General features: G+C 65.4%; 10 protein-coding genes. 7 read left to right on the forward strand and 3 right to left on the reverse strand.

Going from position 1 to position 13,600, the window contains the following annotated elements:
* Window positions 1-12 precede the first annotated feature (12 nt).
* Window positions 13-2,628, reverse strand: coding sequence for a cyanophycin synthetase (gene cphA / locus API01S_RS10650; protein ID WP_061304421.1), 2,616 nt, complete (start codon window positions 2,626-2,628; stop codon window positions 13-15).
* A gap of 269 nt (window positions 2,629-2,897) precedes the next feature.
* Here cphA and API01S_RS10655 point away from each other — a divergent pair, with 269 nt between their 5' ends.
* Window positions 2,898-5,183 (forward strand): cyanophycin metabolism-associated ABC transporter, encoded by a 2,286-nt coding sequence (locus API01S_RS10655; protein WP_061304423.1) that lies wholly within the window; start codon window positions 2,898-2,900, stop codon window positions 5,181-5,183.
* Between the two features lie 21 nt (window positions 5,184-5,204).
* Window positions 5,205-5,675 carry a cyanophycin metabolism-associated DUF1854 family protein gene (locus API01S_RS10660; RefSeq protein ID WP_061304425.1) on the forward strand — a complete coding sequence of 157 codons (471 nt, stop codon included), beginning with the start codon at window positions 5,205-5,207 and terminating at the stop codon, window positions 5,673-5,675.
* A gap of 14 nt (window positions 5,676-5,689) precedes the next feature.
* On the opposite strand, the gene API01S_RS10665 is transcribed toward API01S_RS10660, so the two are convergent.
* On the reverse strand, window positions 5,690-6,820 hold the full coding sequence (locus tag API01S_RS10665; RefSeq protein WP_061304428.1) for a GNAT family N-acetyltransferase: 1,131 nt from the start codon (window positions 6,818-6,820) through the stop codon (window positions 5,690-5,692).
* Between the two features lie 95 nt (window positions 6,821-6,915).
* Here API01S_RS10665 and API01S_RS10670 point away from each other — a divergent pair, with 95 nt between their 5' ends.
* The 5 genes from API01S_RS10670 (at window position 6,916) to API01S_RS10690 (ending at window position 11,293) form a co-directional block, all read left to right on the forward strand.
* The gene (locus API01S_RS10670) at window positions 6,916-7,761 is read left to right on the forward strand and encodes a ferritin-like domain-containing protein (protein WP_050727788.1); all 846 of its coding nucleotides are present in this window, start codon (window positions 6,916-6,918) and stop codon (window positions 7,759-7,761) included.
* Window positions 7,758-8,471, forward strand: coding sequence for an MOSC domain-containing protein (locus API01S_RS10675; protein ID WP_061304431.1), 714 nt, complete (start codon window positions 7,758-7,760; stop codon window positions 8,469-8,471). The genes API01S_RS10670 and API01S_RS10675 overlap by 4 nt, the downstream gene beginning before the upstream one ends.
* Window positions 8,472-8,508: 37 nt before the next feature.
* Complete coding sequence (locus API01S_RS10680; protein WP_156487098.1) at window positions 8,509-9,744, forward strand: lytic murein transglycosylase; 1,236 nt, start codon at window positions 8,509-8,511, stop codon at window positions 9,742-9,744.
* A gap of 121 nt (window positions 9,745-9,865) precedes the next feature.
* On the forward strand, window positions 9,866-10,279 hold the full coding sequence (locus API01S_RS10685; RefSeq protein ID WP_039882946.1) for a YidB family protein: 414 nt from the start codon (window positions 9,866-9,868) through the stop codon (window positions 10,277-10,279).
* A gap of 63 nt (window positions 10,280-10,342) precedes the next feature.
* On the forward strand, window positions 10,343-11,293 hold the full coding sequence (locus API01S_RS10690; RefSeq protein WP_084802409.1) for a DUF4434 domain-containing protein: 951 nt from the start codon (window positions 10,343-10,345) through the stop codon (window positions 11,291-11,293).
* Window positions 11,294-11,353: 60 nt separating this feature from the next.
* Here the strand turns inward: API01S_RS10690 and API01S_RS10695 are convergent, their stop codons facing one another.
* Window positions 11,354-13,564, reverse strand: coding sequence for an NfrA family protein (locus tag API01S_RS10695; RefSeq protein ID WP_254598562.1), 2,211 nt, complete (start codon window positions 13,562-13,564; stop codon window positions 11,354-11,356).
* Window positions 13,565-13,600 lie beyond the last annotated feature (36 nt).

The following is a 13,600-nucleotide window of genomic DNA, read 5'->3' on the forward strand; positions in this document are numbered from 1 at the left end:
CAGGTATTCCTGTCAGTATTGTTGAATCCAGCGGCGCACCAGATCGATGGTGGGCCCGGAGAACGCTTCGTCGGATTGCAGCAGGACGAAATCGTCCGCCGCGATGCCGTTCAGCACGCTCTCGATGGCCTTGCCATGGTCCGGCTCGTCCTGGATGTCTTTCACGCGGCTGCCTTGCGACAGCCCCTGGCGCAGCAGCGCGCGCGCCTGGCCTTCGGGACGCTTGCTTTGCACGGTCTTGTCGTCATAGAGCACGACGCGGTCAAAGGCGTCGCCCAGCAAGCGGCCCTGTTCGATCAGATCGGCGTCGCGGCGGTCGGCGCCAGCGGAATAGACCGCGGCTCGGCGTGCTGCCGGGAACTGGTCGATGGCGGCGATCAGCGGGCGCAGGGCCGACGCGTTGTGCACGTCGTCCACCACCACGGTGCTGCCGTTGCGCTCGAACAGCGTGAACTGCCAGGGCGCATCGGCCTGGTCGATGTCGAACGTTTCGATGCCAGCGCGGATCAGCTCCACGGGGATGTCCAGCGCCCAGGCGGCGCCGACCGCAGCCAGCACGTTTTCGACCTGGAACGCCACGCGCCCGCCATGCGTCAACGGAATGGCGGCCACATCGGCCAGCCGTTCTTCGCGCGCGCCTTGCGCCAGGATGATGCCGCCGTCGCGCACGAACACCGCGCGGCCGTCTTGCTGCAAATGCGCGGCGATGGCGGGCAGGGCGGGATCGATGCCGAAGAAAATCACGGCGCCATCGCACAGCTCGGCCATTTCCACCACGCGCGGGTCGCGCGCATTGAGCACGGCCGCGCCGGTCGGCAGCACCACGTCGACCTGCGTGCGGAACACATTGAACATGCGCTCCGTTTCGTTGATGTCGAAGTCGCCGAGGTGGTCGGCGTCGTCGATGTTGGTCACCACGCCGACCTGGCAGCGGTCGTAGGCCAGACCCTGGCCCAGGATGACGCCGCTGTCGTTTTCAATGACGGCTGCATCCACGTTGCGGTTCATCAAGAGGCGCGTGCCGGAAGCGAAGTCCGCGCGGTCGCCCTTTTGCACCAGACGGCGGTCCAGGTAGAGGCCTTCGCTGCACGCCAGGCCCGTGCGCTTGCCGGACAGGTGCAGCAGGCGCGACACCAGCCGCGCCACGACGGTTTTGCCGTTGGTGCCGGTCACGCCCACGATGGGGATGCGGCCCGCGTCGCCTTCGGGGAACAGGTGGTCGACGATGGCGCGGCCCACCGGGCGCGGCGTGCCGTCGGCCGGCTTCAGGTGCATCAGCAAGCCCGGGCCGGCGTTGACTTCGACGATGGCGCCGCGCTGTTCGTCCAGCGGACGCGTGATGTCTTCCGCCACCAGATCGACGCCGGCAATGTCCAGGCCCACCACGCGGGCGGCCAGCGTGACGGTGGCGGCGATGCTGGGGTGCACGCGGTCGGTGACGTCGAAAGCGACGTTTCCGCTGCGCTGCACCAACACACGCTGCCCGTCGGCCGGTACGCTGTCTTCCGACATGCCCTGACGCGCGATTTCCAGCCGCGCGGCCGAATCCAGCCGGACGAAGTTCAGCGGATGGTTTTCAGTGCGGCCGCGACGCGGATCGATATTGATCTGGCAGTCGATCAGTTCGGCAATGGTGGACTTGCCGTCGCCCGTCACCCAGGCCGGCTCGCCGGCGGCGGCGGCCACCATTCGATTGCCCACCACCAGCAAGCGGTGTTCGTTGCCCAGCACGAAGCGCTCGACGATGACGCCGCTGCCTTCGTCCACCGCCACGCGGTAGGCGGAAACAACCTCTTCGCGGGTAGTCAGGTTGGTGAAGACGCCCCGGCCATGGTTGCCGTCATAGGGCTTGACCACCACGGGCAGGCCGATGTCTTCGGCGGCTTCCCAGGCGTCGTCCTCGCTGCGCACCAGGCGGCCTTCGGGCACGGGCACGCCGCAGGTGGACAACAGTTCCTTGGTCAGATCCTTGTCGCGCGAAATGCCTTCGGCGATAGCGCTGGTGCGGTCGGTCTCGGCCGTCCAGATGCGGCGTTGCGCCGAGCCGTAGCCGAACTGGACCAGGTTGCCTTCAAACAGGCGGATATAGGGAATATCGCGATCGTCGGCGGCATCCACGATGCAGGCCGTGCTGGGTCCCAGGCAATGCTTGTCCACCAGGCTGCGCAGTTTGGCGATGGTGGCGGGCACGTCGAACGGGCGGTCCTCGATGGCGGCCATGACCAGGTCGCGGGCTTCGTTCAGGGCGGTGCGGGTGACCTGTTCCTGCCAGGCGCGCACGACAACCTTGTACACGCCGCGGGTCGAGGTTTCGCGGGCTTTGCCGAAGCCGCCGCGCAAGCCGGCCAGGTTCTGCAATTCCAGCGTGACATGTTCAAGAATGTGGCCGGGCCAGGTGCCTTCTTTCAGGCGAGCCAGGAATCCGCCGCGTACACCGGGGCTGCATCGATGTTCAATCAGGGTCGGCAGCCATTCGGACAAGCGCTCGTAAAACCCGGGAATGGTGTTGGACGGATAGTCTTCCAACTCACCAATATCCACCCACGCTTCCAGGACCGGGCGATACGTCCAAATGTTCGGGCCGCGCAAAGCCACGACATCGAGAAATTCAATGTCTTTCTTTTTCATGTTTTAATTTACTTGAGAAGCAGGTTGGCACGCGCGGACGCCCCTATGTAAGACCGCGAATTTATTACGAATTTTTGGGGTTGCGCTGTAAGAATAATGCCAACGAGTGGGGGATCCCAGATATTCCTAATTAGAAAAATCGGCTGCTACTATACGACGCCTTCAAGGCGTGAACTCGTTGTGTTGTAAGGAAGGGACACGTTTACCGCCCTGGGTGGTAAACCGGTTGCCGCCTAGTAGGGCAGAGTCCTGGCCCGGTATGCGTTCCAATGAAAAAACCACACCTGCTTTCCGGCCTTGCCGATGCCTTTCCTGCCCGCTGGCGGGATGAAATCCGCGCAGAATTAGCGGACGGCGAAAACTTGCTGGCCTGGGTCGAAATAGACCTGGACCAGCGGCTGAAGTTCCAGCCTGGGCTGGTTGCCGCGACCGATCGACGCCTGCTGGCCCGTAACGCCGCCGACAACGGCTGGGAATCCTGGGTCTATGGGCCGCAACTGACGCTTAACCTGACCGATCACGCAGGCGCCGCCGTGCTGGAATTGCACGACGATACCGCGCGTCTGGCAATCTGGCGCTTCACGCTGGCGCGTAATCCGGCGGCGCTGCGCCTGTTGGCGCAGTTTGAATCGCAACAGGCGATCCGGCTGTCCGGCCAGCAGCAGGAAACGCCTCAGGAACGCAACTGCACCGTCTGCAATAACGTTATTCCGGCGGGCGAAGAAGAGTGCCCGACCTGCAACCAGGAACAAGCCGCGCCGTCCTCGACCTGGGCCTTGCTGCGCTTGTGGCGTTTCGCGCGCCCGTATCGCGGCCCCTTGCTGGCCGGCTTCATCCTGACGCTGCTGGGTACGGCCGCCACCCTGGTGCCGCCTTACCTGACCATGCCGCTGATGGACGACGTGCTGATTCCGTTCCAGAACGGCGCGCCGATCGACTATGGCAAGGTCCGTCTGTATCTCAGCGGGCTGCTGGCTTCCGCCTTCCTGGCCTGGGGGCTGGGTTGGGCGCGGACCTACATCCTGGCCTGGGTCAGCGAGCGCATCGGGGCAGACCTGCGCACCACTACTTATGAGCATCTTCAGCAGCTGTCGCTGGAATACTTTGGCGGCAAGCGCACGGGTGATTTGATTTCCCGCATCGGTAGCGAGACCGACCGCATTTGTGTGTTCCTGTCTTTGCACTTGCTGGACTTCGCTACCGACATCCTCATGATCGTCATGACGGCGGTGATCCTGGTGTCGATCAATCCTTGGCTGGCCCTGGTCACGCTGGTGCCGCTGCCCTTCATTATCTGGATGATCCACGCGGTGCGCGATCGCTTGCGGCATGGCTTTGAAAAGGTCGACCGCATCTGGTCCGAGATCACCAATGTGCTGGCCGATACTATTCCCGGCATACGCGTGGTCAAGGCATTTGCGCAGGAAAAGCGTGAAGTCGCGCGCTTTCGTGAAGCCAATAATCGCAACCTGGAAGTCAACGACCGCGTGAATACGACGTGGTCGCTGTTTTCGCCCACGGTCACGTTGCTGACCGAAGTGGGGCTGCTGGTGGTGTGGATATTCGGTATCTGGCAGGTGTCGCAAAAGCAGATCACCGTGGGTGTGCTGGCCGCGTTCCTTGCCTATATCGGGCGCTTTTATCTGCGCCTGGATTCGATGAGCCGCATCGTGTCGGTCACGCAGAAAGCAGCGGCGGGCGCCAAGCGCATCTTCGACGTGCTGGACCATGTGTCCAGCGTTCCCGAACCGCAGAAACCGGCCACGCTGCCCCACATCAACGGCCGTATCGAACTGCGTGACGTGGGCTTTCGCTATGGCAACCGCCAGGTGATACGCGGCCTGGACCTGACCATCTCGCCGGGCGAAATGATTGGTCTGGTGGGCCACAGCGGATCGGGAAAGAGCACGCTGATCAACCTGATCTGCCGCTTCTATGACGTTTCCGAAGGCGCGGTGCTGGTGGACGGCATCGACATCCGTTCGGTGCGTGTCGCCGATTACCGGCGCAACATCGGGCTGGTGCTGCAAGAGCCTTTCCTGTTTTTCGGCACCATCGCCGAGAACATCGCCTACGGCAAACCCGACGCGACGCGCGATGAAATCGTCGCCGCCGCTCGCGCCGCCCATGCTCATGAATTCATCCTGCGCCTGCCGCATGGCTATGACTCGCTGGTGGGCGAGCGTGGCCAGGCCTTGTCGGGCGGCGAACGCCAGCGCATCTCGATTGCGCGCGCGCTGCTGATCGACCCGCGCATCCTGATCCTGGACGAGGCCACCTCGTCGGTGGACACCACGACCGAAAAGGAAATCCAGAAGGCGCTGGACAACCTGGTGCGCGGGCGCACCACGATTGCCATCGCCCACCGCCTGAGCACCTTGCGCAAGGCCGACCGGTTGGTCGTGCTGGACCGTGGCCAGATCATCGAGCAAGGGCCGCACGAAGAACTGATGGCTCGCGAGGGCGCGTACTACCGTCTCTACCAGGCGCAGGCGCGCCAGGCGGAAGCCGACGCGCAAGCGTCGGGCAGCGAAGACATGGCCGCCGTGGCCTGACGCGGAACCGGGATTATCTTCATGAAGTTGCCGACCTTTCAGCTGCGCCGCAATGCCTTTGGGCGTCTGGAATTCACGTCCGCCGACGGCCAGACGTACGAAGGGGTCATCCCCGTGCGCGCCTTTCCCATCAGCGAAGCGGGACGCGGCCTGTCGCTGGTCACCAGCGATGGCCACGAACTGGTGTGGATCGAACACCTGTCCGACGTGCCGGCGCCGCAACGTGCGCTGATCGAGGAAGAGCTTGCCGGGCGCGAATTCATGCCCGAGATTCGCAAGCTGGCCAGCGTGTCCAGCTTCGCCACGCCCAGCACGTGGAAGGTCGAGACGGATCGCGGCCCCACGTCTTTCACGCTGCGCGGCGAGGAAGACATACGCCGTCTGAGTCCGCAAACGCTGCTGATCGCCGATAGCCACGGCATTTTCTATCTGGTGCGCGACATCCTGTCGCTGGACAAGCACAGCCGCAAATTGCTGGACCGCTTCCTGTAGCCAGGCGCCGCGCGTTATGCGCTGCCCTTGAACGGCGTGTGCGATTCCAGTTCGCCCAGATAGTCCGTGACGGCCGAGGTTTCTTCATCCAGGAAGTTCTGGATCGCCTCGGCAAACCCCGGGTGCGCGACCCAGTGTGCCGACCACGTTGGCGTGGGCAGCAGGCCACGCGCCATCTTGTGTTCGCCTTGCGCGCCGCCTTCGAAACGGCGCATGCCGTGCGCGATGCAATAAGCAATCGATTGCAGGTAGCAGGTTTCGAAGTGCAGTCCCGGCACGTATTCCGTGGCGCCCCAGTAGCGGCCGTACAGCACGTCGCCCCCGGCCAGGTTCAATGCCGCCGCCACCGGCACGCCATCGCGTTCGGCCAGGATCAGCACGAAAGCCTCGGGCTGCTCCCGATGCGCGCGTTCAAAGAAATCGCGGTTCAGATAAGGCGGGTTGCCGTGTTGGAAATAGGTACGGCAATAACAGTCGTAGAAAAAACCGAGTTCGTCGGGCCCGATCTGCGCGCCGCGCAGCCAGCGAAATGACAAACCGGCCGCGCTGACCTTCTTGCGATCCTGGCGGATCTTCTTGCGCTTGTCGTGGCTCATGAGCGCCAGGAACGCATCAAAATCCGCACAGCCCGGATTGGTCCAATGAAACTGCACGCTTTCGCGGATCATGAACCCGGCCTCGCGCAGCACCAGCATGTCGGTGTCCGCCGGGAACAGCAGGTGCAGCGACGACACCTTGATTTCCTCGGCAAAGGCAACCAGGCCGCGCACCAGCGTGGCGCGGTCTTCGTCATTGGTGGCCAACAGGCGCGGCCCGGTCACGGGCGTGAAGGGAATGGCCGACAGCAGCTTGGGGTAATAGCGCATGCCGTGGCGCTGAAAGGCGTCGGCCCACGCGTAGTCGAATACGTATTCGCCGCGCGAATGCGATTTCAGATAGAGCGGCGTGGCGGCCGCCAGCGCGCCGTCGCGCCACAGCGCCAGGTAGTGCGGCGCCCAGCCGGAAGCGGGCGCCGCGCATCCGGTTTCATGCAGCGCGCGCAAGAATGCGTGCCGCAGAAAGGGTTGATCACCGGCCAGGGCGTCCCATTCATGGGCGTCGATGCGGGACAGGTCGGTTTCAATGGTCAGGCGCAGGGAATCCATCCGTGAATGATAAAGTCTTCGCCTGCACGCAGGTTTGAAACCGCGGGCTTTTTCAGGGTTTGCGGCGGCGCCGGCCGCCTGGATTGGGAAACACCATGGACAGCAACACAATCGGCGTGTCAGAGCCTGCGCCGATCACGGACTGCCTGCGCGGCCAGGCGCTGGCTGCGCTTGCCGCCCAGGCATGGCCGGAAAAAATGGCGGCAGTAAACAACATCGCCGACACCGCGCCGCTGGATTGCCACCGCGAATTCGCCGCGCCCGCCGGCTTGCCCGGCCGGCCTGCGCGCCCCGAGCTGGTCGCACCCGCCGAGGTCAAGCACCGGTCCATGGCCACGGTCGAGGGCCGCGCCGCCTTGCTGCACGCGCTGGCTCATATCGAATTCAATGCGGTCAATCTGGCGCTGGACATCCTCTGGCGCTTTGCCGGCATGCCCGAGGCCTTCTATCGTGACTGGCTGCGTGTCGCGCGCGAAGAGGCCTATCACTTCGACCTGCTGCGCCAGCGGCTTGCGACCCTGGGCTATGACTATGGCGATTTTCCGGCGCACAACGGTTTGTGGGACATGGCCGAGCGCACGCGCGGCGATCTGCTGGCGCGCCTGGCGCTGGTGCCGCGCACCCTGGAAGCACGCGGCCTGGACGCTTCGCCGATGATCCGCAATAAATTGGCTGGCGCGGGCGACGCGCAAAGCGCGGGCATCGTCGACATCATCCTGCGTGACGAGATCGGCCACGTCGCCATCGGCAACCATTGGTTCAAGCAGCTTTGCGCGCAGTCTGACCAAGAGCCCGTGGCCTGTTACGCCGAGCTTGCACGGCGTTACGACGCGCCCCGGCTGCGTGGGCCGTTCAATCTTGAAGCGCGCCGCGCGGCGGGATTCGATGATGCCGAATTGGCAGCATTGCAAGCCAATCAGCCGGAGCTCAACAGCCGATGACCCCAATTACCATTGATGCGCTGCTGACGGGCACCGTGCGCCCGCTGGGCGATTCCGGCCGCGATAGCGGCATCGACAAGCACCCGGTATCCGCGCCCCTGTGGCTGGGCGCAGAAGGGTTGCGCGGCGACGAACAAGCCGATCGCCGCTTTCACGGCGGCCCGGAAAAGGCGCTGCATCACTACGCGCGCGACCACTATCCCGGCTGGCTCGCCGAGTTGGGCGAGCGCGCGATATTGGCGGCCCCGGGTGCGTTCGGCGAGAACATTTCCACCTCGGGTCTGACCGAAGCCGACGTGTGCGTGGGCGACGTGTTCCGCGCCGGTACGGCGCTGATCCAGGTCTCGCAGGCCCGCCAGCCGTGTTGGAAACTGGATCACCGGTTTGGCCAGCGCGGCATGGCCGCGCGCGTGCAGGCCAGCGGCAGAACGGGCTGGTATTACCGAGTGCTGCAAGAGGGCTGGCTGTGCGCGGGCGATACGCTGGCGCTGTGCGAACGGCCTCATCCGCAGTGGTCGCTTGCCCGCGTGCAAGACGTCCTGAACCGGCGCGTGCTGGACACGGACGTGCTGCATGCCCTGGCCGCATTGCCCGAGCTGTCGCCCAACTGGCGGGCGCTTTTTGAAAAGCGCGCGGAGGCCGGGCAGGTCGAGGACTGGACCCGCCGCCTGGAAGGCGACGCCGTGGCTGTGCCCCCCAATAATCGTTGAACGCTGCCCCACAGAATCGCTCCCACGTGAAATCGCCATGACGTCCGTTTACCTGAATCCCATTCGCTCGATGCCGGCCCTGGCCATGGCGCTTTGCGGCGCAGCGCTTGCGTTGCCAGCCAGCGCCGCCCAAGCTGCCGACCCCTATGCCGCCTGCCTGTCGCAGCTGCGTGCACCGGCGCAGAAAGCCGGCGTGTCCGCCGCCACCTTCGATACCCATACGGCGGGCTTGGCCCCGGATATGGCTGTCATCGACCTGCTGGACGCCCAGCCCGAATTCAAGACGCCCATCTGGGATTACATGGCGGGCCTGGTCGACGACGAGCGCGTGACGGACGGGCAGGCTGGCATGGCGCGCTGGCAGGCAGAGCTGGCGCGCGCGGCGTCGCGCTATCGGGTGGACCCGGCCACCATCGCGGCGGTGTGGGGCGTGGAAAGCAATTTCGGCCGCACCTTGGGCGGACGTCCCTTGCTGACATCGCTGTCCACGCTGTCGTGCTTCGGGCGGCGGCAGGCGTATTTCCGTGGCGAGTTCTTTGCGACCTTGAAAATCATCCAGGACGAGCACATCGATCCGCAGCGGCTGGTGGGCTCGTGGGCGGGCGCTTTTGGGCAGACGCAGTTCATGCCGTCCACCTACTTGCGGCTGGCCGTGGATTTCGACGGCGACGGCCGCCGCGACCTGATCGACAGCGTGCCCGATGCGCTGGCCTCCACCGCCAACTTCCTGGCCCGCGCAGGATGGAACCCGCAACTGGCGTGGGGCTACGAGGTGCGGCTGCCCGCCGCGCTGGACACGTCAGGAGCAGGGCGCAAGAACAAGCGCCCGATGTCCGCCTGGGCCAAGCAGGGCGTGACGCGCGCCGACGGCCAGGCCCTGCCTGCCGGCGACACGCCGGTCGGCCTGCTGTTGCCCGCAGGCAGGAAGGGGCCGGCATTCCTTGTCACCCGCAACTTCGATGCGCTGTATTCGTACAACGCGGCGGAAAGCTATGCGTTGGCCATCGCGCATCTGTCGGACCGCCTGCGCGGCGCGGGCCCGCTAATTCAACCCTGGCCCACGGACGATCCCGGCCTGTCGCGCGCGGAACGGCGAGAATTGCAGCGCTTGTTGATCGCCAAAGGCTATGAGGTCGGTGAACCCGATGGCATGGTGGGCGCCCGCACGCGCCAGGCCCTGAAGGCGGCGCAAGAGTCGCTGGGCCTGCCCGCCGACGGGCGCGCGGGGCAGAAGGCGCTACAGGCGTTGCGGGCCTCGGCGGCTCCGCGCTGATCCCGCGAGCGCTGTCTGGATTTACAAGTTTTGCAAAGATCCGGCCCCGGGTAACGACCTTGACATGCTGGACGCCCATCACGGCCCTATACTGGTTTTCCGACTTTTCAGGAGCACTGCGATGAGCCTGTTGGATACCTTGGCCTCGATGGCCGGTGGCGGTCAGCAAGGAGGTTCGGCATCGCTGCTGCCGGCGCTGATCGAACAATTGAATAAATATCCCGGAGGAATCACTGGCCTGATCGCCAGTTTTCAGAAGGGCGGCCTGAACGAAATCGTGGCGTCCTGGGTGGGCACCGGGCCGAACCTGCCCGTCAGTCCCGACCAGTTGGGCTCGGTGCTGGATCCTGGCGTCGTCAATGAACTGGCCGCCAAAACCGGCCAGGATACGGATTCGGTATTGGGTTCGCTGTCCTCGCTATTGCCGCAGTTGGTGGATAAGGCCACGCCGCAAGGCGAAGTGCAGCCCGGCCAGGGCTTCAACCCGACCGATCTGCTGGCTTCGCTGTCCGGCATGTTCGGCAGCCGGGGCTAAGAGCGCGGGACGGACCACCCCCTGAAACGCCCACTGCTTGCCTCTCCCACTCGCCGGCGCCTGTTGCAGGCGCTGGCCGTGGGTGCGCTGGCGCCATTGGCCGCCTGTGCGCCGCCGCTGTCGTTGAACGCGACGTTCCTGCAACTGTGGCGCAGCCACCTGGACCTGACGCCGGACGATTGGCGCGTGCGGCTGTCGGCGTATCGCCGCCTGGGATGCCGCGAAATCTTCCTGCAATGGGTGGGCCTGGAAGGCGGCCGGCCGGACGACTGGATGGCGTCCGATGCCGTGCTGCGCATGATTTTCGACGAGGCCGAACACCAGGGCCTGGGCGTGCACGTGGGCCTGCCCTACGACCAGCGCTGGTGGGACATGCTGGCGGGTTCCAACCCGACGGCCTTGGCGGCTTACCTGGACCACACCCGCGCGCGTGGCGTGGCCTACATGCAAGCGGTGGGCTGGCCCAAGCGCAAAGCGTTCCGAGGCTGGTATCTGCCCTACGAGCTGGAGCAATACAACTGGGCCTCTCCTGAACGGCAGGCCTTGTTGATTCCGTGGCTGGACGGGCTCTCGCGCGTGGCGCAGGCCACCAGCCGGGGGCGGCCGCCCTGCATTTCCACCTACCATTCCCGTCTGCCCAGCAAAGGCTCGTTGATGAGTCTTTGGAGCGCCATCCTGGACCGGGTGGCCATACATCCCATGATCCAGGACGGCGTGGGCGTGTCCGGCCTTGCCAACTACCAGGCGCTGGCACCGCTGCACGACATGCTGCTGGCGCGCCGGGCCTCGTTCGACCTGATCCTGGAGCTGTTCGAAGAACTGCCGTCGGGCAGCACCGACGGGTCTACCTTCAAGGCGCGGTCGGCGGACTTCGATCGCGTCAAGCAGCAGTGGGAAGTGGCGCGTAGCTACGGCGCCCAGCGCGTGGTGGCGTTTGCGATCGACCCCTGGGTCATCGACAACACGCCGGAGGCGAAGGCGCTGATGCGCGCATGGCTCGACGCGCGTGTGTGAGGGTGTCGGGGCAGGGCGTGCATGCGTTGGGCGCTCATCGCCAGCCGACGCAGTCCTTTCTCAATAAGACAGCGTCAGGTTGATGAACAGGCCCCGCGCCCGATCTGCCGCGCCTCCGCCAATGTTGAATCGGTATTGCGTGGTCAGATCCAGATAGGAGCGCGGCGCGTTGTAGTGGTCCTCGCGGAACCAGTAGCGCACATTGAAGCCGGGGCCCGCGCCCAGCGACCACGACGAGCCATTGCCCAATTGGTCCACGGAATACGACTGGTCGCCGAAGTTCGCATTGGCGCGGTTCTTGTTCCACAACCAGTCGGCGCCCACCACGGCGTAGGGAAAGAACACCAGCCGGTCGCTCAAGGCATCCACCCGATAGCTGCGGCCTACGCGCAGTTCCCCCGCGCCGAATGCCTGGTCGCGTTTCAGGCGGCCCGAGACCTTGTCGCCGTCTTCGCCCGTAGCGTTGTCGCGCAACCAGAATTTGGCCGGCATGTCCTGCCACGAATAGCCCGCCTGCACATAGCCTTCCATCGTGAACCAGTCGGGCCGGTCAATACGCAGCGTGGTGCCTTCGTACAAGCCATAGGTGACGTAGGCCAGCCACGCGTCATTGTCGGCGGTGGTCTCGTAGTGCGGCGATTGATTTGCCTGATTCAGCGCGCAACGCAGGGCGGCCGGCGCGGGGCTGAAGGTGCCTCGACGCGTGGCGGTGCCCAGGTTGAATTGGCGTTCGATACCGAATGTCAGGCCCACTTCGGTCGACGGCGTGAAGCGCATGCCCAAGGATCCGATCGTCGTGGGAAAGCCGGCGACACCCTGGTTGCGGGTTTCGGCCACATCGATGCTGCCGCCGCAAGGGTCGGTCACGGTCTGGCCCGTGGTGGTGCCGCCTTTGTCATACAACGTGTTGGAGAACCGGCCGTAGAGTTCGAAGGTCCGCGTGGCCGAGTTCAGGAAATCGGCCGGCCGCCAGAAGATTTCAGCCGTGCTGAAGATGGCGTCGCCGGGCACGGTGATCGCCGCGCCGCCCAGTCCTGCGGAGGCCGGCCGCGCTCCCCGATAGCCGGCGGACACGTAACCGCCCCATTCGCGCGACAGTTCTGCGATGCCGCTGCGGGTGTCAAAGCGCTGTTGCGGCGTCAACTCCAGCGTGCCGGCGTCGGCCTGGTCGATGGCCTGCTTCAGGTCGGTTACCGCGCCGCGCTTGTCGCCTGCGCCGGCGCGCGCGTAGCCCTCGTCCAGAATGACGGTGGGCGGCGCTTTGCCGGTGGCGCGCGCGGCCTGGAAGTCTTGCAACGCCAGCGCCGGCTGCTTCATGCGCTGGTACAGATAACCACGCTGCATCAGCAGAGTCGGGTCATTCGGTTGCGCCGCCAGGGCTTCGGTCATGCGCTGATTGGCTTCGGCCAATTGCGCGCCGTTTCCGGCCGCGAGCGTGGTCGTCAAGAGCCGCTGGTATTCCTGATTGCCGGGGTCTTGCGCAACGGCTTTGCGGGCCTGGGCGATGGCCTCGACGTAATCTTCGCGGGCATAGGCAGCATAGGCTAGGGCGGCCGGGCCACCACTGCCAGCCGCGTCGGACGGCAGCAGTTCGCAATAGGCACCGGAAGGCGTGTTGCGGCAGTCCTGCACAGGGGCGGGGTAATTGGTCAGCGTCAGGGTCGCGGGGATGGCGGGTCGGGACCGCGCGCGCTTGACGCGCGCCTGGGCAGCGTCGTCCTGGACACCGCGGTTATCCAAGGGGGCCATCAACGCCAGCGCACGGGCATTTTCGCCTGCCGCCAGCGCCGCGTCGGCCGCCAGCAGACGGATGTTGCGGCGTTGGGCGTCGGTCAGCGAGCCCTGCTTGAGCGCGGCGTCGAAGTCCGCATTCGCCAGATCGGTCTTGCCCTGGCGTTGCCGCAGATAGCCGCGCATGACCAGCGCCGCGCCGCTGTCGCCACCTGACTGCAGGGCGTCGGTGGCGGCGGCTTCGGCGTCGGCCAACTGGTCGGCCTGCATCAGCGCGGTGATCAGCAGCATGCGGTAGCTGGCATTGCCGGGCGCGGCCGCCACGGCCTGACGCGCGAAGGGCACGGCGTCGTGCGCGCGGTTGTCGCTCAATGCCTGATAGGCCGCGTCCGCCTGCTTGGCCGCCGTCCGCGCCTGCATCGTCTGGCGGCGCGCGGCCAGATCTTTTTTGTTTGGCGCGCCAAGCGCGATGGCCTTGTCGATGGCGGCTTCGGCCTGGGCGTACTGGTTCTGGGCCTCCAGAGAGTCCAGCCACAGCATGGCCCATGCGCCTTGCTTGGGATCGATTCGAAACGC

Source organism: Achromobacter piechaudii NBRC 102461 (assembly GCF_001571245.1).
GTDB classification, from domain to species: Bacteria; Pseudomonadota; Gammaproteobacteria; order Burkholderiales; family Burkholderiaceae_B; genus Achromobacter; species Achromobacter piechaudii.

What these genes read in the sequence shown, in the direction of transcription:
- API01S_RS10675 (WP_061304431.1), top strand. Translation starts at nt 7,758, where the DNA reads ATGACCCCAATTACCATTGATGCGCTGCTGACGGGCACCGTGCGCCCG.
- cphA (WP_061304421.1), bottom strand. Translation starts at nt 2,628, where the DNA reads ATGAAAAAGAAAGACATTGAATTTCTCGATGTCGTGGCTTTGCGCGGC.
- API01S_RS10680 (WP_156487098.1), top strand. Translation starts at nt 8,509, where the DNA reads ATGACGTCCGTTTACCTGAATCCCATTCGCTCGATGCCGGCCCTGGCC.
- API01S_RS10665 (WP_061304428.1), bottom strand. Translation starts at nt 6,820, where the DNA reads ATGGATTCCCTGCGCCTGACCATTGAAACCGACCTGTCCCGCATCGAC.
- API01S_RS10695 (WP_254598562.1), bottom strand. Translation starts at nt 13,564, where the DNA reads ATGCTGTGGCTGGACTCTCTGGAGGCCCAGAACCAGTACGCCCAGGCC.
- API01S_RS10685 (WP_039882946.1), top strand. Translation starts at nt 9,866, where the DNA reads ATGAGCCTGTTGGATACCTTGGCCTCGATGGCCGGTGGCGGTCAGCAA.
- API01S_RS10655 (WP_061304423.1), top strand. Translation starts at nt 2,898, where the DNA reads ATGAAAAAACCACACCTGCTTTCCGGCCTTGCCGATGCCTTTCCTGCC.
- API01S_RS10660 (WP_061304425.1), top strand. Translation starts at nt 5,205, where the DNA reads ATGAAGTTGCCGACCTTTCAGCTGCGCCGCAATGCCTTTGGGCGTCTG.
- API01S_RS10670 (WP_050727788.1), top strand. Translation starts at nt 6,916, where the DNA reads ATGGACAGCAACACAATCGGCGTGTCAGAGCCTGCGCCGATCACGGAC.